General features: G+C 38.4%; 17 protein-coding genes. 8 read left to right on the top strand and 9 right to left on the bottom strand.

Annotation, left to right across the window (positions count from 1 at the left end; translation table 11 throughout):
• Positions 1 to 295: 295 nt before the first annotated feature.
• The 3 genes from secDF to OQX64_RS01085 all read left to right on the top strand — a co-directional run bounded on the left by secDF (position 296) and on the right by OQX64_RS01085 (position 5,776).
• Complete coding sequence (secDF, locus tag OQX64_RS01095) at positions 296 to 3,277, top strand: protein translocase subunit SecDF (protein ID WP_088300801.1); 2,982 nt, start codon at positions 296 to 298, stop codon at positions 3,275 to 3,277.
• Positions 3,278 to 3,437: 160 nt separating this feature from the next.
• Positions 3,438 to 4,769 carry an NAD(P)/FAD-dependent oxidoreductase gene (locus tag OQX64_RS01090; protein WP_265817150.1) on the top strand — a complete coding sequence of 444 codons (1,332 nt, stop codon included), beginning with the start codon at positions 3,438 to 3,440 and terminating at the stop codon, positions 4,767 to 4,769.
• A gap of 146 nt (positions 4,770 to 4,915) precedes the next feature.
• The gene (locus OQX64_RS01085; RefSeq protein ID WP_265817149.1) at positions 4,916 to 5,776 is read left to right on the top strand and encodes a hydroxymethylglutaryl-CoA lyase; all 861 of its coding nucleotides are present in this window, start codon (positions 4,916 to 4,918) and stop codon (positions 5,774 to 5,776) included.
• A 127-nt stretch (positions 5,777 to 5,903) separates the two neighbouring features.
• Here the strand turns inward: OQX64_RS01085 and OQX64_RS01080 are convergent, their stop codons facing one another.
• The 3 genes from OQX64_RS01080 to fbaA form a co-directional block, all read right to left on the bottom strand.
• Positions 5,904 to 6,326: a GNAT family N-acetyltransferase gene (locus OQX64_RS01080; RefSeq protein ID WP_088300804.1), complete on the bottom strand. Its 423-nt coding sequence runs from the start codon at positions 6,324 to 6,326 to the stop codon at positions 5,904 to 5,906.
• On the bottom strand, positions 6,326 to 6,799 hold the full coding sequence (locus OQX64_RS01075; protein ID WP_088300805.1) for a low affinity iron permease family protein: 474 nt from the start codon (positions 6,797 to 6,799) through the stop codon (positions 6,326 to 6,328). Before OQX64_RS01075 ends, OQX64_RS01080 begins: the two co-directional genes overlap by 1 nt.
• Before the next feature lie 141 nt (positions 6,800 to 6,940).
• The gene (gene fbaA / locus OQX64_RS01070) at positions 6,941 to 8,020 is read right to left on the bottom strand and encodes a class II fructose-bisphosphate aldolase (RefSeq protein WP_088300806.1); all 1,080 of its coding nucleotides are present in this window, start codon (positions 8,018 to 8,020) and stop codon (positions 6,941 to 6,943) included.
• Positions 8,021 to 8,226: 206 nt separating this feature from the next.
• Here fbaA and accD point away from each other — a divergent pair, with 206 nt between their 5' ends.
• Entirely contained in the window at positions 8,227 to 9,072 is an 846-nt protein-coding gene (gene accD / locus OQX64_RS01065; RefSeq protein ID WP_265817148.1) for an acetyl-CoA carboxylase, carboxyltransferase subunit beta, read from the top strand.
• 342 nt (positions 9,073 to 9,414) lie between these two features.
• Positions 9,415 to 10,962: a M20/M25/M40 family metallo-hydrolase gene (locus OQX64_RS01060; RefSeq protein ID WP_265817147.1), complete on the top strand. Its 1,548-nt coding sequence runs from the start codon at positions 9,415 to 9,417 to the stop codon at positions 10,960 to 10,962.
• A 290-nt stretch (positions 10,963 to 11,252) separates the two neighbouring features.
• On the opposite strand, the gene OQX64_RS01055 is transcribed toward OQX64_RS01060, so the two are convergent.
• The 6 genes from OQX64_RS01055 to glmM form a co-directional block, all read right to left on the bottom strand.
• Entirely contained in the window at positions 11,253 to 12,257 is a 1,005-nt protein-coding gene (locus OQX64_RS01055) for a cytochrome d ubiquinol oxidase subunit II (protein WP_088300809.1), read from the bottom strand.
• 3 nt (positions 12,258 to 12,260) lie between these two features.
• On the bottom strand, positions 12,261 to 13,592 hold the full coding sequence (locus OQX64_RS01050) for a cytochrome ubiquinol oxidase subunit I (protein WP_265817146.1): 1,332 nt from the start codon (positions 13,590 to 13,592) through the stop codon (positions 12,261 to 12,263).
• A gap of 163 nt (positions 13,593 to 13,755) precedes the next feature.
• Positions 13,756 to 14,652 (bottom strand): MBL fold metallo-hydrolase, encoded by an 897-nt coding sequence (locus tag OQX64_RS01045; RefSeq protein WP_265817145.1) that lies wholly within the window; start codon positions 14,650 to 14,652, stop codon positions 13,756 to 13,758.
• 73 nt (positions 14,653 to 14,725) lie between these two features.
• Positions 14,726 to 14,929 (bottom strand): hypothetical protein, encoded by a 204-nt coding sequence (locus OQX64_RS01040; RefSeq protein ID WP_088300812.1) that lies wholly within the window; start codon positions 14,927 to 14,929, stop codon positions 14,726 to 14,728.
• Positions 14,930 to 15,123: 194 nt separating this feature from the next.
• Entirely contained in the window at positions 15,124 to 16,272 is a 1,149-nt protein-coding gene (locus OQX64_RS01035; protein WP_265817144.1) for a cysteine desulfurase family protein, read from the bottom strand.
• An 89-nt stretch (positions 16,273 to 16,361) separates the two neighbouring features.
• Positions 16,362 to 17,747 (bottom strand): phosphoglucosamine mutase, encoded by a 1,386-nt coding sequence (gene glmM / locus OQX64_RS01030; protein ID WP_088300814.1) that lies wholly within the window; start codon positions 17,745 to 17,747, stop codon positions 16,362 to 16,364.
• 391 nt (positions 17,748 to 18,138) lie between these two features.
• Here glmM and OQX64_RS01025 point away from each other — a divergent pair, with 391 nt between their 5' ends.
• From OQX64_RS01025 to OQX64_RS01015, 3 genes are read left to right on the top strand one after another with little or no spacing between them, the layout of a single operon-like run.
• Entirely contained in the window at positions 18,139 to 18,870 is a 732-nt protein-coding gene (locus OQX64_RS01025) for a class I SAM-dependent methyltransferase (protein WP_265817143.1), read from the top strand.
• Positions 18,867 to 19,430, top strand: coding sequence for a phosphatase PAP2 family protein (locus tag OQX64_RS01020; RefSeq protein WP_265817142.1), 564 nt, complete (start codon positions 18,867 to 18,869; stop codon positions 19,428 to 19,430). Before OQX64_RS01025 ends, OQX64_RS01020 begins: the two co-directional genes overlap by 4 nt.
• Positions 19,431 to 19,433: 3 nt before the next feature.
• Complete coding sequence (locus tag OQX64_RS01015) at positions 19,434 to 20,153, top strand: ZIP family metal transporter (protein ID WP_265817141.1); 720 nt, start codon at positions 19,434 to 19,436, stop codon at positions 20,151 to 20,153.
• Positions 20,154 to 20,440 lie beyond the last annotated feature (287 nt).

Below are 20,440 nucleotides of genomic sequence, written 5' to 3'. Positions count from 1 at the left end.
TACTTTCCCAGCCAAGCTAAACCCGACATCAGCGGCAGCCCCGGTTTTTTCTACCGGGCTACAGCGTTTGGCGGGGCCGAACCCAAAACAAATGTTGCTGTTCTTGCTTTCCAAACGATTCAGCCGGAATAATTGAACATTAAAATGGATTCAACGTAACGATTGCATCCGTATTACTCCCTCTTAAAAATTAATCTTAATAAATTATCAATTAAGGGGTTCTATAAATTAAAAATTTAATTAGATTTGCCGACTTGTTAAAAAACAGCGAAAGACAAATTATTTTAAACAAACAATGCAAGGAAAAGGTTTTATTAAGTTTATAGCGATAGTTTTAGCTATCGTTTGTGCGTATGCGCTCTCTTTTACTTTGGTAGCATCCAATGTAGAAAAAGCCGCCAAAGACTATGCGAAGGGTGATCTGGCTAAAGAAAAAGCTTATTTAGATTCAATGAGCACCGAAAAAGTTTATCCCGTTGTTGGATTTACTTATGGTGAAGTTAAAGCTAAAGAGATTAATTTAGGTTTAGACTTAAAAGGTGGTATGAACGTAACGATGGAGATATCGTTAGCTGAATTGGTTAAATCATTAGCGGGCAACCCTACTGATGCTAACTTTAACAAAGCCGTTCAAAATGCACAAATTCAATTAAACGCCGGTGGTAAAGATTACATCAAAATTTTTGTTGATGAATTCGAAAAATTAAGCCCGGGTGTTAAACTTGCAGATTATTTTTCTAACCAGGATAATGCCTCTCAGTTAAAACCTAGCGCAAGCAATAACGAAGTTGAATCTTTCCTTGAAAAGGAAGCAACCAGCGCTATTGACCGCTCATTTACCGTTTTACGTTCACGTATTGATGGTTTTGGTGTGGTGAGTCCGAACATGCAAAAACAAGAAGGCAGCAATCGTATCTTAATCGAGATGCCAGGTGTTCAGGATAAAGAACGTATCGCTAAGCTTTTACAAGGATCTGCTGAATTGCAATTCTGGCAGGTATATCAGGTACAGGAAGTTGTTCCTTTGCTTGAAAACATTAACAAAACATTGGCTGTAACATTAAAGGCTGATGCTCCGGCAACAGCTAAAGATACTACAGCTGCTCCTGCAGGGGGTAAATTAGCTGGTTTAGAAAAAGCTGCTGCTAAAGATACCACAGCCAAAGGTGGAAAACTTGCCGGTTTAGGTAAAAAAGATTCAACTGCTGCAAAAGCAGAACTGGCCAAATCAAATCCATTATATGCTGTGCTTAGCCTTCCTGTTTATCAGGGAGAAAACGGACAACAACAATTAATGCCTGGTGCTGTTGTTGGGATGTCTCTTCAAAAAGATACGGCTAAAGTTAATTCATATTTAAGAATACCTGAGGTTGCTGCTGCTATTCCTTCTACCATGAAGTTTATGTGGAGCGTTAAACCTAGAGAAGGCTCAAAAGTTTTCGAACTTTATGCTATCAAAGCGGTTAGCGCGGATGGTAAACCTGATTTAGGTGGTGAAGCCATCAGTGATTCGAAAGATGATTTCGATCAAAAAGGTAAACCAGAAGTAACCATGTACATGACCAGCGAAGGTGCTGCAAAATGGAAAAAAATTACGGCTGAAGCTGCTGCTGATCCAAATAATAAAAAATCTATTGCCATTGTATTAGATAACCAGGTTTATTCTGCCCCTACCGTTCAAAATGAAATTGCAGGTGGTGTTTCTTCCATTACAGGTAACTTTACACAAGCAGATACTAAAGATTTATCAAATATCTTAAAAGCAGGTAAATTACCAGCTCCGGCACGTATTGCAGGTAGCTACGTAGTAGGTCCTACTTTGGGTGCACAAGCTATTCATGATGGTTTAATCTCTTTCGTGATTGCCTTTATTGTGATCTTAATCTTCATGGCGTTATATTATCACCGTGCAGGTTGGGTAGCTAACTTTGCGTTGTTAATCAACTTATTCTTTATCATTGGTATCCTGGTATCACTTGGTGCAGTGTTAACCTTACCTGGTATTGCCGGTATCGTACTCACCATTGGTTTGTCTGTAGATGCAAACATCCTGATTTTCGAACGGGTACGTGAAGAATTAGCTCTAGGCAAAAATATTCCTACTGCAATTAAAGAAGGTTTCAAACATGCTATGCCGTCTATCTTGGATGCGAACATTACCGTATTCATTTTGGGTGCCATTCTTTATGCATTCGGTAGCGGACCTGTTCAGGGTTTCGCCACAACATTGTGCATTGGTATTCTTTCTTCGTTATTTGCCGCTGTTGCGATTTCAAGAGTGGTATTTGAATCGATGTTGGATCGCAAAATTGAAATCAGCTTCGATAATAACTTCACCCGTAATGCATTCAAAAATCTGGCTTTTAATTTCGTAGGTCGCCGTAAAATATATTATGTAATCTCTACCATCATCATTGTGGCTGGTATTGGCATGTATTTCAAAAATGGTGGTTTAAACCTTGGTGTAGACTTTAAAGGTGGCAGAACTTATTTAGTTCACTTTGATAATGCAGTAAATACAGAAGACTTAAAATCAAAATTAACGCCTGTTTTTGGAAATGAAACACCAGAGGTTAAAACTGCTGGTGAAGATAACCAAGTAAAAATCACTACTACTTTCCACATTGAAGATCAGGATATCAAAACTGATAAAGTGGTTGAAGATGCTTTAAATAAAGGTTTAGCTGGATCTAAGTATGAGGTGGTAAGCTCACAAAAGGTAACACCTATTATTGCCAGTGATATTGTAAATGGCGCATTTTATGCCGTATTGATCTCTTGTATCTTCATGTTTATCTACATCGTAGTGCGATTCAAAAAATGGCAGTATGGTTTAGGTGCTGTACTTGCATTGGCGCATGATGTTTTAATGGTATTATCTTTCTACACGATTCTAGATGGTGTGATGCCATTCTCATTAGAAATCGGCCAGGATTTTATTGCAGCCATTTTAACCGTAATGGGTTATACCATGACAGAAACTGTTGTTGTATTTGATCGTATCCGCGAGAAACTAAAAGAATCTGGTAAAGAGGATTTACATGGTGAAGAACGTAATCAATTAATTAATTTCGCATTAAACAGTACATTAAGTCGTACCATTTTGACTTCATTAACGGTATTCTTTGTGTTATTGGTGATCTTTATTTTTGGCGGTGATAGCATCCGTGGATTTATCTTCGCCTTATTGATTGGCCGTATCATTGGTACTTATTCATCATTATGTATCTCTACTCCTATCGTAATTGACTTGGGTAGTTCTGCAGAAAAAAAATAAGATTTTAAGATCTTGAATATACGAGCGCTCCGATAATCGGAGCGCTTTTTTTTTGTATCATCTTCTCAATATCATATTCATTGATATCCCTGTCAAAACTTCAATACTTAAACCTTTTGGGTCTCTTTTTGTTAGATTAGCAAACAAAAAAGCATAGAGAATGGATTTACAACTTCCTAAAAGTGAATACCCGAGAGTAGTAATTATTGGTGGTGGATTTGGCGGAATTGAGCTGGCTAAACGACTGAAAAACAAACCTTTTCAAGTGGTGATGTTGGATAAACATAATTACCACACCTTTCAGCCATTGCTTTATCAGGTAGCTACCGGCGGACTTGAAGCTGAGTCTATTGCTTTTCCACTCCGAAAAATATTTAAAGGACAGAAAAACCTGATTTTCAGGGTAGCAAAAGTTACCGAAATAAATGCCGTAAAAAATTGCCTTAAAACCGATATCGGTGAAATCAGTTACGATTATCTGGTTTTGGCTACCGGATCTACCAGTAATTTTTTTGGCAACACCGAAATTGAACAAAATTCGATGCCAATGAAATCCATTCCAGAGGCACTGGATTTAAGAAGTTTAATTTTGCAGAATTTTGAAAAGTCGTTGATAGAAACTGATTTTGATAAGAAAAGTGCACTACTTAACTTTGTTGTAGTAGGTGGTGGACCAACAGGCGTGGAGACTTCCGGTGCAATTGCAGAGCTTAAAAAACATGTTATCCCAAATGATTATCCTGAAATGGATTTGAATCAGGTAAACATTTATCTGATTGAAAATTCACCCGAACTATTGGGGCCCATGTCGCCTCAGGCCCAGGCTAAATCAAAAGAGTTTTTAACTGAAATGGGTGTGCGGGTGATGAATGAAACCAGGGTATTGGGCTATGATGGATTTACGCTTACTTTACAGGATAAGGCCCCAGTTTTAAGTTCTACCGTAATCTGGAGCGCAGGTGTTAAGGGTCAGCTGATTCCAGGCCTTGATCTGGCAGAAGTTGTTAGAGGAGGCAGATTAAAAACGGATGCACAAAACCTGATTGTAGGCTATCAAAATATCTATGCTATCGGCGATGTAGCCTCCATTATTGATGAGGAAACGCCAAACGGACATCCGGGCGTTGCACCGGTTGCCATTCAACAAGGTCATCATTTAGCAAAAAACCTGGTTAATATCATTGAAAACAAACCCCTAGAAAAATTTAAGTATTTTGATAAGGGTTCAATGGCTACTGTAGGTAGAAACAAAGCTGTTGTAGACATAGGAAAAATTCGTTTTCAGGGCGTTTTTGCATGGTTTACCTGGATGTTTGTCCACCTGATGACCCTCGTAGGCTTTAGAAATAAAATTATTGTTTTTGTGAATTGGTTATGGAGTTATTTTAGTTACGATAGAGGAACCCGGTTAATCATCAGAACTTTTGCTAAAGACAGAAGTGTGGATTATAGAACAGAAAATACTCAGGTGAAAGATGAAGTTAGTCATTAGTCATTAGTCATTAGTCATTAGTCATTAGTCATTAGTCATTAGTCATTAGTCATTAGTGAAAACTTTTAGTACCAGAAACGGTTTGATTTACTTCTTTCCTTTGCGATAAACTTTACGCACTTTGCGGTTAAATAACCTGGAAAATCATGAGCTTAAAAAAAATTAAACTAGTGGAATGTCCGCGTGATGCGATGCAGGGTTTGCATCATTTCGTTCCAACCGAACTGAAATCAGCATATTTAAACCTACTGCTTCAGGTTGGGTTTGACACATTAGATTTTGGCAGTTTTGTTTCGCCCAAAGCCATTCCGCAAATGGCAGATACGCAGCAGGTATTAGAAAACTTAGATTTATCACTTACTTCAACCAAACTTCTTGCTATTGTGGCCAATTTAAGGGGGGTAGAAAGTGCTATACAACATCAAGCAATTGATTATCTGGGTTTTCCTTTTTCTATCTCAGAAACCTTTCAACAGCGAAATACCAATTCAAGTATTGAGCAATCACTAAGCACCGTTGAAGATATGCTGGCTTTATGTGCCAAAAATAATAAAAAAGCTGTCGTATATCTATCAATGGGTTTTGGAAACCCTTACGGTGATGAATGGAACGATGAAATTGTAGAAAAATGGACGGATATTTTAGTGGATAAAGGTGTAGGAATTATTTCCTTAGCGGATACAGTTGGCATTTCAACTCCCGAAAAGATAAATCATATCTTACCGAAATTAATTTCCAGGTTTAGCAATATAGAAATTGGTATTCACCTACACTCCACTCCTGCCGAAAGGTTTGAAAAAATTGAAGCAGCCTATCATTCGGGCGTGAAAAGAATTGATTCAGCATTGAAAGGCTTCGGTGGCTGCCCAATGGCTGCTGACGACCTTACAGGTAACATAGCTACAGAAGATGTAATTGCCTATTTAAATGACAAAGGAGAAAATTTGAATCTAAATATGGATAAGTGGAATGAGGCGATGGTTTTATCCGGAAAAATATTTGGGTAGTTTTCAGCTTCACGTCATTGCGAGGCACGAAGCAATCCTACAACTGTGGGTGGGGAAATAAATTTATATGATAGCGATCGCATTAAGATTGCTTCGTGCCTCGCAAAGACGATTTATCTTTCTAATTTTAAACCTTCTTCACCATTTTAAAGTGCTGAATTCCAGCCTCCTCAAATTGCTCTCCCTCGGCCACGAAACCAAATTTCGCATATAAACTCATGGCATCTAACTGTGAGTTCAGGTAAATATAATGGGCATCTTCCGGTAAATCAGATAAGGCTTCGGCAATTAATGCACGTCCTACGCCCTGTCCTCTAAAATCTTTCAGTACTGCAAACCGCTCTAATTTATATCCCGCATCAGTTTTTCTCCAGCGACAGGCACCACAAGGCTGACCATTATGTGTGGCTAGAAAATGTATTGATTCCTCTTCATATTCCCATTCCAATTCCGGCGGGCAATTCTGCTCATCTACGAATACAATTTTACGTATCGCAAATACTTTATCCAATTCCTCAGGATGGATAACTTTCTGAACCTGCAAACTCATTATTTCTGGTGTTTAAAATGTTTATTCTTTTCTAACTTCAACTCATTTAATGCTTCAGCCACATCAATAGAGTGCGAACAGTGAATATCGGCCTCTTTTTTGGCAAGTGCAGCAATTGTAACGTAAAATTTATGCAGTTGATCAAGCTCTTTTTCACTTAAATCTTCAATATCTACCATCCGGTTGCTGGCGCCCTGCTGGGCAGCTATCAGTTCATTTAATTTTAATTGGATCGCCTTCCCATCTTTGTTCTGCGCTTTCTGAATCAGAAATACCATTAAAAAAGTGATGATGGTTGTTCCGGTATTAATCACCAGCTGCCAGGTTTCAGAATAATGAAAAACCGGACCTGTCACCGCCCATAAAATTACAATGGCTGTTGCTGCGATAAAAGCAACCGAGCTGCCTGTAAATTTCGTTGCGGCATTGGCAAACTGCTCAAAAAAGTTATTATCGTTTTTAGATTTTTTCATCAGATAATGTTTGCTTAAAAGTAACTATAAAAACAAACAAAAGCGCCATCAGTTTTTAAACCAATGGCGCTTTTGTTTGATTATTGAATGAATGATTCTTAAATGACTGAATAGGTATTCAATATTAAAAATCCAATTTGTTTACAACTTATCATTTGCATTAATGCAATTCAAATCTTCAAATGCAGCAGTTAAACGCTTAACGAATGTTTCCTCACCTTTACGTAACCAAACACGTGGATCGTAATATTTTTTATTTGGTTTATCATCACCATCAGGATTACCAATCTGACCTTGAAGAAAAGCTTCATTCTTTTTGTAATATTCTAAAATACCCTCCCAGAATGCCCATTGCATATCGGTATCGATATTCATTTTAATGGCACCATAAGAAATGGCTTCTCTGATTTCTTCCTGAGAAGAACCAGAGCCACCGTGAAACACAAAGTTAATTGGTTTCTCAGCAGATAAACTGAATTTCTCTTTAACGAAATCCTGAGAGTTTTTCAAAATAACCGGCTGTAATTTTACGTTACCTGGTTTGTACACACCATGAACGTTACCAAAAGCTGCAGCTACTGTAAAACGTGGTGATACTTTGCTTAATTCTTCATAAGCATAAGCCACTTCACTTGGCTGAGTATATAATTTTGAACTATCTACATCACTGTTATCCACACCGTCTTCTTCACCACCGGTAACTCCTAATTCAATTTCAATCGTCATGTTCATTTTAGACATGCGCGCTAAATATTTTGCAGAAATTTCCATGTTTTCTTCGATAGATTCTTCAGAAAGATCCAACATATGTGAAGAAAATAAAGGTTTACCTGTTTCAGCAAAGAATTTTTCACCGTGATCTAAAAGGCCGTCAATCCAAGGCAACAATTTTTTAGCGGCATGGTCAGTATGTAAAACCACGGCAACACCATAATGTTCTGCCAATAAATGTACATGCTTAGCTGCAGATACTGCACCTAAAATACATGCCTGTAATTTCTCATTATCTAAAGATTTACCTGCGTAAAATTGCGCACCACCATTAGACAGTTGAATCATAACAGGCGAATTTACTGCCTTAGCAGTTTCCAATACCGCGTTAACCGTATTTGTACCGGTTACATTTACCGCTGGTAAAGCAAACTGATGTTTTTTAGCCTGCTCAAACAATTCTTGAACGGCATCTCCGTAAATTACGCCTTTGTAGCCTTTTAAACTCATCTCTTGTTAATTTTATTAAGTCCGAAGTTATAAAAAAAAATAACATTACAAGCTTTTGTAACAACAGAATTATTTGCCTTACAATAGAATAAGGGCTATTTAGTGTATAAAACACATTATCCTTAGTGTAGAAAACACACTAAATAGAAATACTTGAGTTAAAATAATTTTTCGTTTCTTTGCAGTCCAATTCTTTAAAAAATTATATGGCCTGGTTTAAGAGAGAAAATAAAGGTATTATTACCACAACAGAAGAGAAGAAAGAGGCACCGGATGGTGTGTGGAATAAGTGTCCGAACTGTAAAAAACCGCTACATCAAACAGAATTGCAGGAAAACAAATATGTTTGCCACTACTGCAATTACCATTTGAGGGTAGGTTCAAAAGAATATTTCGAAGTATTGTTCGACAATAATGAGTTTAAAGAACTTTTTGCCAACTTAACTTCTGGCGATCCTTTAAATTTCAATGATAATAAACCTTATACGGATAGAATCCTAGAAAGCCAGGCAAAAACCGGACTTAAAGATGCCATTCGTGCAGGTGTGGGCAAAATTGAAGGTCAGGAATTAGTAATTGCCTGCATGGACTTTGCTTTCATTGGCGGATCGATGGGCTCGGTAGTGGGCGAAAAAATTGCTCGTTCAATTGATTACTCGATCAAACATAAGGTTCCCTTCCTGATGATTTCAAAGTCTGGTGGTGCCCGAATGATGGAAGCTGCATTTTCATTGATGCAGATGGCCAAAACATCCGCAAAACTGGCCTTGTTAAGCCAGGCAAAAATTCCATACATTTCTTTATTGACAGACCCAACTACTGGTGGCGTAACAGCCTCATATGCCATGCTTGGCGATATCAATATTGCAGAACCAGGTGCTTTAATCGGCTTTGCCGGCCCAAGGGTAATCAAAGAAACCATTAAAAAGGATTTACCAAAAGGCTTTCAAACTTCAGAATTTGTGCTGGAACATGGTTTCCTTGATTTTATTGTAGACAGAAGGGCGATGAAAGCTAAATTAGGCGCTTTTATCAAGATGATGAATAATTAGATTGGTTCAATAGTCATTGGTTTATTGGTGTAAATCGCCTGATAAATAAATGCCAAAATGACCATAACTATAATAAGAAAAGCAGGGCTTGAATAAATCGGTGAATTCAGTCCTGCTTTTTGTTTCAAGTCCTCGCTGCGCTGCGGGCTTTCCACTTCAATCAGGTTTATCTTGCAGTGGTTCAGTAATACTTAGAATCGGCAGTTTCCTTTCTATAGTCTAAAAATCACTCCGCCTTTCATTGTTCCGCAGACAGCAAACCTGCCATCTGCAACATTTCCATTAACATCTGTTTCCACAGCCCTTATTCATTAAATTAGCGGATCATTAACTAATCCTATTATGAATAAAAAACTACTCTTACCTACTCTACTCCTGTTTACCTCTTCTTTTGCTTTTGCGCAAGACAAAAAAGTGATCGATAAGATTGTAAAAGAGGTAAATGAAAACTCACAATTAGAAAAACTTGCTCATGAACTTTTAGATGTTGTTGGACCACGTTTAGTCGGGTCTCCACAAATGAAGCAAGCCAATGACTGGGCAGTAAAAAAATACAGCGACTGGGGCATCTCTGCGAAGAACGAAAAATGGGGTGAATGGGCTGGCTGGGAACGCGGCATTACGCATATTGATATGGTAAGCCCAAGGCTAAGAACACTGGAAGGAACGCAATTGGCATGGAGTCCTTCAACAAATGGACAAGCGATTAATGCTGAAGCAATTATTCTTCCTGCGATCACCGATTCGGTGGCCTTCCAGAAATGGCTGCCAAGCGTTAAAGGTAAAATTGTGTTAATTTCGATGAACCAACTTTCAGGCAGGCCTGAAAAAAATTGGGAAGAATTTGCTACCAAAGACTTGTTTGATAAGTTTAAAAAAGAAAAAACCGAAGCATTGAAATCCTGGACGGCCAGTATGGCAAAAACAGGTTACAATGCCAAAACACTTCCTGTAGCATTGGAAAATGCCGGAGCAGTGGCTGTGATCATCAATAACTGGTCGCAGGGTTTTGGTGTAGATAAGATCTTTGGTGCCAATACTACAAAAGTGCCCACTTTAGATTTATCTGTAGAAGATTACGGATTGGTTTATCGTTTGGCTTTAAACGGTAATAAACCAATCCTTAAAATAGAATCCGAATCAAAAAAATTAGGTACTGTACCAACCTTTAATACGATTGCTGAAATCAAAGGAAAGCAGAAACCAAAAGAATATGTGATGTTATCTGCGCATTTTGATTCCTGGGATGGGGCAAGCGGCGCAACAGATAATGGTTCAGGAACCATCATGATGATGGAAGCTATGCGTATTCTGAAAAAGTTTTATCCTAACCCAAAACGCACGATTTTAGTTGGACATTGGGGAAGTGAAGAACAAGGATTAAATGGTTCCAGGGCTTTTGTTGAAGATCATCCGGAAATTGTTAACAATCTGCAGGCTTTATTTAACCAGGATAACGGAACAGGCCGGGTAGTCAATATTGGCGGTCAGGGATTTGCCAAATCCAAAGATTACATCACCCGTTGGCTAAATGCAGTACCGGATACCATTAAAAATCAGATCAAAACCAGTTTCCCTGGCATGCCTGGTGCGGGCGGATCAGACTTTGCCTCTTTCGTGGCGGCAGGTGCTTTGGGTTATTCATTAAGTTCTACCAGTTGGGATTACGGAACCTATACCTGGCACACCAACCGCGATAGCTACGATAAGTTAGTTTTCGATGAAATTCGAAGCAATGTCATTTTAGCAGCAATTATGGTTTACATGGCTTGTGAAGATGCTGAAAAGACATCAACAGAAAAAGCGACAGATTTACCGGTGAATGAACGTACCGGAAAACCTGCCACTTGGCCGGAACAAAGAAAAGCAACCAGAAAAGGTGGATTATAGATCATGACTAAACCTAAATAAGAAATGAGCATCTGGAAACAGATGCTCATTTTTTTATGCATCAGATTTTAGATTTAATGTATTACTTATCATAAACAAACATCTTGAACCTATTTTTTTAATTTGTCTTGTTAGAAAACTATTTCTTGTTTCGCAACGAGGTTAAGAGGTGTCGTCATTGCGAACTGTAGGGTTGGGTCAAGCGATGGCGTGAAGCAATCAATCTAAAAAGAATAGATAATTAAAAGATTGCTTTGTCGTACCTCTTCGCAATGACGAATTTCTGATGGTTATTCCTCTTTCTTTTTAAACTTATAAAATAAATACCCTAAGAAAGGCAAGATCAAAATACTACCTAATAGCAAAGCCAAACCTAAACTATAAATGGTTTTCTGCGGACCTATCGTCTCAAAGAGCGAAATCGCATCTCCGTTCTTTAATCGGATAAAATTAGGAAAGTGCGCATAACTGATGGCTACCAGAATCATGGTTACCTGAAAACCTGCCAGAACACGTAAAATCTGTGTTTTACCTTTAATTAAAAGGTACCACAATAAAACCAAAGATAAACTGGCCAGAATAATTGCCGTTAAACCAACCGGATTTTTAAAAACCCAATCCATAAGCGGAATTTTATCCAGCTGTGCTGCTATAAAAACCATTGCTCCAAATATAACTGCAGCAATGTTCATGTATTCGGCCTTCTGAATAAAACGACGCTGATCGTGTACGTCTTCCGTTTCACCAATGAGGTAGATGGCGGCCAGAAATCCACACAAAGCCACTGTAAAAAGACCAACAGAAACCGAAAACCAGTTTAGCCAGCTCCAGATATAGGCTGAAAGAAAATCATTTGCTTCGGTATCAATATGTCCGGATATGACACTGCCCGCAATGATGCCCAAAAATAAGGGAGTTATAAAACTGGAATACCTGAAAATTCGATTGTAAAGCCATTGCATATCATCTTTTATGGCATCATAATGCCTGAAAACGAAAGCTGTTCCACGGGCAATAATGCCAATAAGCATAATGAGTAAAGGAATATGCAGGTAAACCGACATCGTGGTGTAGATGTGCGGAAAGCCAACAAACAAAATCACAATGGCTATAATCAGCCACATGTGATTGGCTTCCCAAACCGGACCAATGGCTTGATACATGGTTTTTCGGGTTCTGCTTCTGTTTTTTGTAGAAGTAAACAACTCAATAATTCCCGCGCCAAAATCCGCTCCTCCAAGTAAAAAGTATAACAGTATGCCCAAACATAAAAAGGTAATTACAACATATTCCATAATTTAATGATTAGGGGTTTCGGATACAGGATTGTTGTATAACACCGGAACCATTTTAATCTGCCGGTAAAGCAGAAAGGTTACAATAACACTCAGAGATAAATAAATCGCTGAAAAGATGTAAAATGAATAAGCAATTCCCGGCATTGGTGTTACGGCATCTTTGGTACGCATAATGCCATAAATAATCCAGGGTTGACGCCCCACTTCTGTCACTACCCAGCCGGCTTCCAGCGCTACATAACCTAAAGGAATAGCAAGCACAAACAATTTAAGCAACCAGCGCTTCTCTAAAAGTGCTTTCTTTCTAATGAGATGAATAAAATATACAAGTGAAATTAAGGCCAGCAAGGTTCCTATTCCAACCATGATTTGAAAAGCATAATGCGTAATAGCGACTGGTGGTTGCTGATCTTTAGGTATTTGATCAAGGCCCTTTACTTCGGCCTTAAAATCACCGTGAGCCAGGAAACTTAAAGCACCCGGGATTTTAATCGCACCCTTTACAGTTTGGTCTTTTTCATTTACAATCCCCCCTATTAATAATGGAGCAGGCTTTTCGGTTTTATATAGCGCTTCCATGGCAGCAAGCTTTGCCGGTTGCCGTTTGGCTACATCTTTAGCAGAAATATCACCACTTAAGGGCTGTAACAATGCACCGATGCACGCAAACACTGCAGCAATCTTAAACGCCTGCGAATGAAAGTGCTTATTTTGATTTCTTAAAATCATCAAAGCATGAACACCTGCTACAGCAAAGCCAGTAGCCGTAAATGCAGCCAAACACATATGCAAAGCCTGTGAAAACCAGGCCTTATTAAACATGGCCTGAATAGGATCAACATGGAGGTATTGACCATTTACAAAATCAAAGCCCGCCGGACTATTCATCCAGGAATTGGCCGCCACAACCAGAATTCCGGATGCCAATCCACTCACGCCTACCACCATTCCGGTAAACCAGTGAAACCATTTATTTAATTTGTCCCATCCATACAGAAAAAACCCTAAGGCTATGGCTTCGATAAAAAAAGCGGTTCCTTCCAGTGAAAAGGGCATCCCAAAAATCGGACCTGCATGTTCCATAAATTTTGGCCATAATAAGCCCAGTTCAAAAGATAGCATCGTGCCAGACACTGCACCGGTAGCAAAAAAAATGGCAACACCTTTACTCCAGGCCTTCGTAAGATTTTTATAAACCTCATCATTTGTTTTTAACCATTTATAGTGCGATACCGCCATAAAAAATGGCATAACCATACCAATGCAGGAAAAAATAATGTGGAAGCCTAATGATAAGGCCATTTGGGAGCGGGCAGCTAAGAAATCATCCATATCTGATATCCGATTGGTGTATCGCAAATATAAAAGATATGGATTGAGTTGGTGTTAATTTAGATATGCTGTTCAGATTTATTTTAAATATAGAACGTTTATAAATTGAAAATAGATTTGGACAGGTATTGTAAATTCATGAAAGGATGATCAGCAACCAAAGTTAAGCCCCTTTTAATTCTTCATATGCAGCTGTCAAACTTCTTTGAATTCCCTCTCCCTGCCATTCCGGTGCATTTGGAATTGCCGTGGCCTTTAAAATTTCTTCTTTTGATTTGCCTGCCTTGATTTCTGCACTTACAAAGGTGAGCAGCTGTTGAAGGTAATTCTGAAAAGCTTTCACATCCGCTTTGTTGCCAGTTACCTTTTCAGGATCTCGGCTATGTCCGAATATAAATAATGTATCCTGGTCAAACTGTTGGTAAATTTTATCTAGAGCGATCATCCAATTTCCGATATGCGCACCATTTTCACGATCAATGTACGGATATTTCCTATTAGAAACCAAATCTCCAACGTGAACTATATTGGCATTTTCAAAATGATAGATAGCATCGCCATTGGTATGCCCTGAACCATAATAATAAGCACTGATTTTTTCACCACCCACCGGTGCTTTCCATCCTGTACCAAAGGTGGTATCCGGCAACAATTGCTGATCTAAATTATTCGCCTTCTCCGCTGCCCTCTTTTGATTTACCAGGGAATTCTGGTGCGCCACAACTTTTTCTGCCAGGCCTTTAAAAGCAATGTTCCCTGCGGTGTGATCGCCATGGTGGTGCGTATTAAGAAGGTATTTAAATGGCTTTTCGCCCATTTTTTTTAATTCTGCAATCACATGTGGCGCCGAAGCTGGAAACTGCGCATCAACGACTACAAATCCGCTTGAAGAATTTAACCAGCCGATTGTTCCACCCTGTTCCGTAAAAATCCCTACATTATTTCTAATTGTTTTAAAGTTGTAGCCTAATACCGGAGATTGTGCAAACACATCTGTCTTGTAAACTGAAAGCAAAGCCATGGCTAATGCAGAATTTTTGATAAAATTTCTTCTTTCCATTTTAAGTCATATTTAAAAAGCCACAACATTTTTGCTGTGGCTTAAATTTAATAATTCTTTCAGAAATTAGAGGTTAAATCCCTGAACCTGGAGTGGTTCCCGGCTCGTGGCCCGGACCAAATGAATTGTTTTTGCGCCCTTTATCTTTATCAAATAAGTTTGTTGCTACTTTAGATGACTTGTTATCATCCAGATTTCTATTTTCTTTAACATCTTCGGCTGTCTTATCCAGCAATTCATTCTCAATAACTTTGCCTTTTTCTTTATTCGTTTCCATAGTGATTTTAAATTGATGTATTATAGGAACACATGAGAAATAATATTGTTTTAACAGTAATCTTTGCAATCTGTGACTTACAGGGACAGCGATTAATTGATTAAAGCTGGTGGGTTAACAACTAATGGCAAGAAATGATTAAACAAAAAAGTCCCGGATTACTCCGGGACAGTTCCTATTTGGTTAATGATATTTTAGGCTAAAGCATTCTGCTTTACTACCATTTTTACTTTCTCTATCACATAGTCCAGTTCTTCTTTTGTAGTATATTTACTGAAAGAAAAACGTACAGACGGACGATTGGGATCGGCTTTAATAGCGTTTAGTACATGTGAACCAATGTTAGAACCTGATGAACAGGCACTGCCACCGGAAGCGCAAATGCCGTTAATATCTAAATTAAACAGCAGCATATCTCCCATATCCATTTCAGGAAAAGAAACATTCAGTACTGTATACAGACTTTTATCCGCATCAGTTTCTCCATTAAAACCAATACCTGGAATTTCTGCAATTAATTGCGATTTCAGATAATCTTTTAAACCTTGAATATGACTTTGATGTGCTTCCATTTCAGCATAGGCCATTTCCAAAGCCTTTGCCAAACCTACTATACCATACACATTTTCAGTTCCTCCACGCATGTTACGTTCTTGTGCGCCACCATAAATCATTGGTGGAATTTTAATGCTGCTATTCACATACAAGAAACCCACACCTTTTGGTCCGTGGAGTTTATGTGCGGCACATACAATAAAATGTGCTTTCAGTTCACGCACATTATGAACGTAATGCCCCATGGTTTGAACGGTATCGGCATGGTAAATGGCATTATATTTTTCGCAGATATCACCCACTTTGACCATATCTGTAAGGGTACCCAATTCATTATTGGCATGCATGAGGGAAACAAAAGTGCGTCCGTTATTTTCCAATAATTCTTCTAAATGCGCGTAATCAATATTGCCTTTTTCATCTGTATTTACAAAACTCAGCTTATCAATCTCGCCATTTTTCAGCATGATATTTAAAGTATGTTCTACCGCATGGTGTTCAATTTTAGAGGTAATGGCATGCTTAATTCCATACGCAAAAATACCGCAACGAATGGCTGTATTATCTGCTTCTGTTCCACCTGAAGTAAAAAATATTTCAGAAGGTGATGCACCCAAAAGGTTAGCGACAGTTTTCCGGGCCTTTTCCACCAAAGTTCTTACCTCACGTCCCAGCGCATGAATGGCTGATGGATTACCATAGTAGTTTTCCATCACGTTACTCATTTCAGCAATTACTTGTTTATCTAATGGTGTGGTAGCTGCGTTATCTAAATAAATCCTTTTCATATTGTGATTGTCACCTTTTAAATGATTTCATCTATAGAGATGAAATCACGAATTAATGTTGTTCTTTTAATTATTGCCTTTAATTCCAGTTACAAATGCAATATTTCCTTGATATCAGAAATAATTTTATTTGCCAGACTTTCTGCAATGGTTTCATTTTCTGCTTCGCTATAAATGCGGATAATCGGTTCGGTATTAGAACGGCGCAAGTGCACCCATGTCTTATCGAACTCTATTTTTAAACCATCAATAGTGCTGTAAGGCTGCTTTTTATATTTCTCTTCCACTTGCTTCAACAAATTGTCGATATCCATTTCTGCAGTGAGTGTTATTTTATTTTTAGAGATGTAATATTGCGGGTAGCTACCTCTTAATACGGAAATAGATTTACCAAATTTTGCCAAATGAGTTAAAAATAAAGCGATCCCCACCAAAGCATCTCTGCCATAATGAGAAGCTGGATAAATGATTCCACCATTGCCTTCACCACCAATGATGGCGTTGCTTTCTTTCATTTTATTCACCACGTTCACTTCGCCAACCGCTGAAGCATGATATTCAGCGCCTGCTTTTTCCGTTACATCACGAAGTGCCCTGGTTGATGAAAGATTGGAAACCGTATTTCCGGGGGTGTTTCTCAACACGTAATCGGCTACGGCAACCAAAGTATATTCTTCACCAAACATACTTCCATCTTCATTAACAAAACACAAACGGTCAACATCCGGATCTACCACAATACCTAAATCTGCATTTTGTTTTTGAACTTCTTTTGAAATCTCCGTCAGGTTTTCCGGAAGTGGTTCTGGGTTATGCGGAAAATGTCCGTTGGGTTCGCAATATAATTCTGTAACCCTGGCCACGCCCAAAGCCTTTAATAAAGCCGGTACAAAAATACCACCTGTAGAATTTACAGCATCAATGACAACCTTAAAATCAGCCTTTTTTATTGCTTCTACATCAACAAGCGGCAAAGCCAAAACCTTATCGATATGTTTTTGAAGATAAGTGTCATTTTGAATAACCTTGCCTAATTTATCCACCTCTGCAAATTCAAACGCCGCGCTTTCAGCCAGTTCTAAAACTTCAATACCATCGGCATCGCTGATAAACTCACCATCCGCATTTAATAACTTCAGTGCATTCCATTGTTTGGGGTTATGACTTGCGGTTAAAATGATACCACCACCCGCATGCTCATCAGGTACGGCAATTTCAACCGTTGGTGTGGTTGATAAACCTAAATCGATCACCTCAATCCCCAGTCCCTGCAAGGTACCGATCACCAGATGATTAACCATTTCGCCCGAAATCCGGGCATCACGACCTAAAACAATTCTTTTAACTCCTGTTTTTTGGACTACCCAGCTTCCAAAAGCAGCGGTAAATTTCACTATGTCAATCGGTGTTAAGCCATTTCCAGCCTGTCCGCCTATCGTTCCTCTTATTCCCGAAATCGATTTTATTAAAGTCACTTATTCTATCTAATGTTGAGCATCAAAAATAAGAAAAAAAACAAGATAGCAGATATCCTAACTGCGTTACAGAAGTTAATTTACATTTAGTTTATATCTATTTATACGATGTATTTAGTAGGAATACAGCCGCTTTCCTGACAAAAAAGACAAAGCATTTGCGCCTCAAGAAATGCGCGAAGGCCTTACTTAAAAAATAATTATGCAATATTGTTGCAAAAAAATCCACATTAGCCATCTGGCAATAGTAAAATCTTATATTTGCAGAAAATTTAGTAATTTAATGATTACACAGGGAATGATATAGATGCTTCGGCTTAAAATTAATCTGCTGCGTTTAATCGAATTTTATCTAAGTTTGCATCCTTTTAAAAAATACAAACAGCTTTTTATGCAGCGCAAATGGTTTCAATATTGGTTTAATTCGCCATATTATCATATTCTTTACCAACAAAGAAATAACGCTGAAGCTGAATTCTTCATTGACAGGTTAACGCTTTTTCTTCAGCCAAAACCCGATTCCAGAACACTTGATATTGCATGTGGCAAAGGCAGGCATGCCATTTACCTCAATAAAAAGGGATTTGATGTTACCGGAATTGACTTATCTGAACAAAGCATTAAGTATGCCCGGCGGTTCGAAAACAACAAACTGCATTTTCTGGTGCATGATATGCGAAAGCTTTTCTACATCAATTATTTCGATATTGCGCTAAACCTGTTTACCAGTTTCGGTTATTTTGATACAGAAAAGGAACATGTTAATGCCCTGAAGACATTCAGAAAATGCCTTAAAGCGGATGGGGTATTGATTCTTGATTACTTTAACACCGAAAAAATTATCCGGAACCTGAACACCTGCGAAGTAAAATCACTGGACGGGATTGCTTTCAATATTTCTAAACACGTAACAGACGGAAAGATCATCAAGAAAATCAATTTTGAAGATAAAGGGAAGACGTATAATTTTGAAGAGCGTGTTCAGGCATTCAGTTTTGAAGATTTTGAGCGGATGATATCATCAGCCGGGATGGTAATCCATCAAACCTTCGGTAACTATGAACTGGATGATTTTGATCAAAACACATCAGACCGGTTAATTTTAATCTGTAAAAAAGCATGATAGAAAGCATACAGCAGTTTGATCTGGCCTTATTTATCAAAATCCACCGGGGGCTTTCCAATGGCTTTTTCGACTGGCTCATGCCACTCATGCGGAACCGGTTTTTCTGGTCGCCACTTTATGTTTTCATCATTGTTTTCTGCATTAAACAATATAAAAAACAGGGCTACTATATTATTGGCATGATCCTGTTTACCTTTGCTTCGGCTGATTTAATTTCTTCGCGTGTGATCAAACCCTGGGTTTCGAGGGTTCGTCCATGCAATGATTTAACGATAGCCAATGACATTATTCACCGTGTGCCCTGCGGAAGCGGTTTAAGCTTTCCTTCGGCACATGCCACCAACCATTTTGCCATTGCTGTATTTTTAATTTGTGTTTTTTATAGCCGGTGGAAGCCCATTTTACCCATCGGATTGTTTTGGGCCTTTATCATTAGTTTTGCACAAGTGTATGTTGGCGTTCATTATCCTATTGATGTTACAGCAGGCGCATTGCTCGGAGCATTAATCGGCTTCATCTGTTCAAAAATGTTTAAAAAATTACAACCTGATTTTTAAGCGATGGAAATCTGGAAACTCTGCGTACTTTTCTTCTGCGCCTTTTTAGGCGGAACAGCTATATTTTTGGTTAAAAGCGATAAATCTAAGTTGCTGAAACTGATCTTATCTTTTAGTGGTGCCTATTTATTTGCCATTACCGTATTACACCTCATACCAGATGCTTTTGGCGGACCAGATAAAAGCGAAATCGGGATTTTCATCCTGATAGGCTTTCTTTTACAGGTATTTCTGGAACAATTCTCTGAAGGTGTTGAACATGGTCATATCCACAAACACCATGATGGGCATGTATTTCCATTCGGCATTATGATTAGTTTGTGTTTACATGCATTTTTAGAAGGTATGCCTTTGGCAAAAGAACAGCATAATGAATTAATTTTTGGCATTTCCTTACACCATATCCCTGCTGCATTTGCTTTAGGGAGCATTTTAATGCAAAACCATTTCAAAAAAGGAAGTATAATTCTCTATCTGATCATTTTTGCAATTATGGCTCCATTGGGCTTTTATGTCAGTATGGGCTTAAGTAACGGCAGCATTGGCGGTGTGGAGGCTTATTTTAATAAAATTATGGGGGTGGTGATCGGAATCTTCCTTCATATATCGACCACTATCTTATTTGAATCCAGTGCCGACCATAAAATCAACCTCCGCAAAATGATCGCTGTTTTATTAGGAATCGGTGTCGCTTTAATAGGCTTCTTTGCCGGGAATCATTAAAATCATACCATCAGCTGGAAAAAGTAACAATAAAAAATCTACAATTTTGATTATCTTGCTTTATGGATGAAATTGTAAATGAACCAGCAGTAGTCTATCACAAAAGACGCTATACTGTTAAGGAATACCTTACGATGGAATAGGTATCACCAATAAAATACGAATATTTTGAGGGTGAAATCTTCCCGCTTCATCAGGAAGATAGTGCGTTAGGTGTAACCTCCATGTCTGGTGCGACGCTTAATCATAACTTTATATTCTCGAATACTTTCGGTTTTCTTAGCCAA

The sequence above is a fragment of the Pedobacter sp. GR22-10 genome (assembly GCF_026239715.1).
Classification (GTDB): Bacteria; Bacteroidota; Bacteroidia; order Sphingobacteriales; family Sphingobacteriaceae; genus Pedobacter.
Note: the sequence above shows the minus strand (reverse complement) of the source record. Positions and strands in the feature narration are given on the sequence as shown.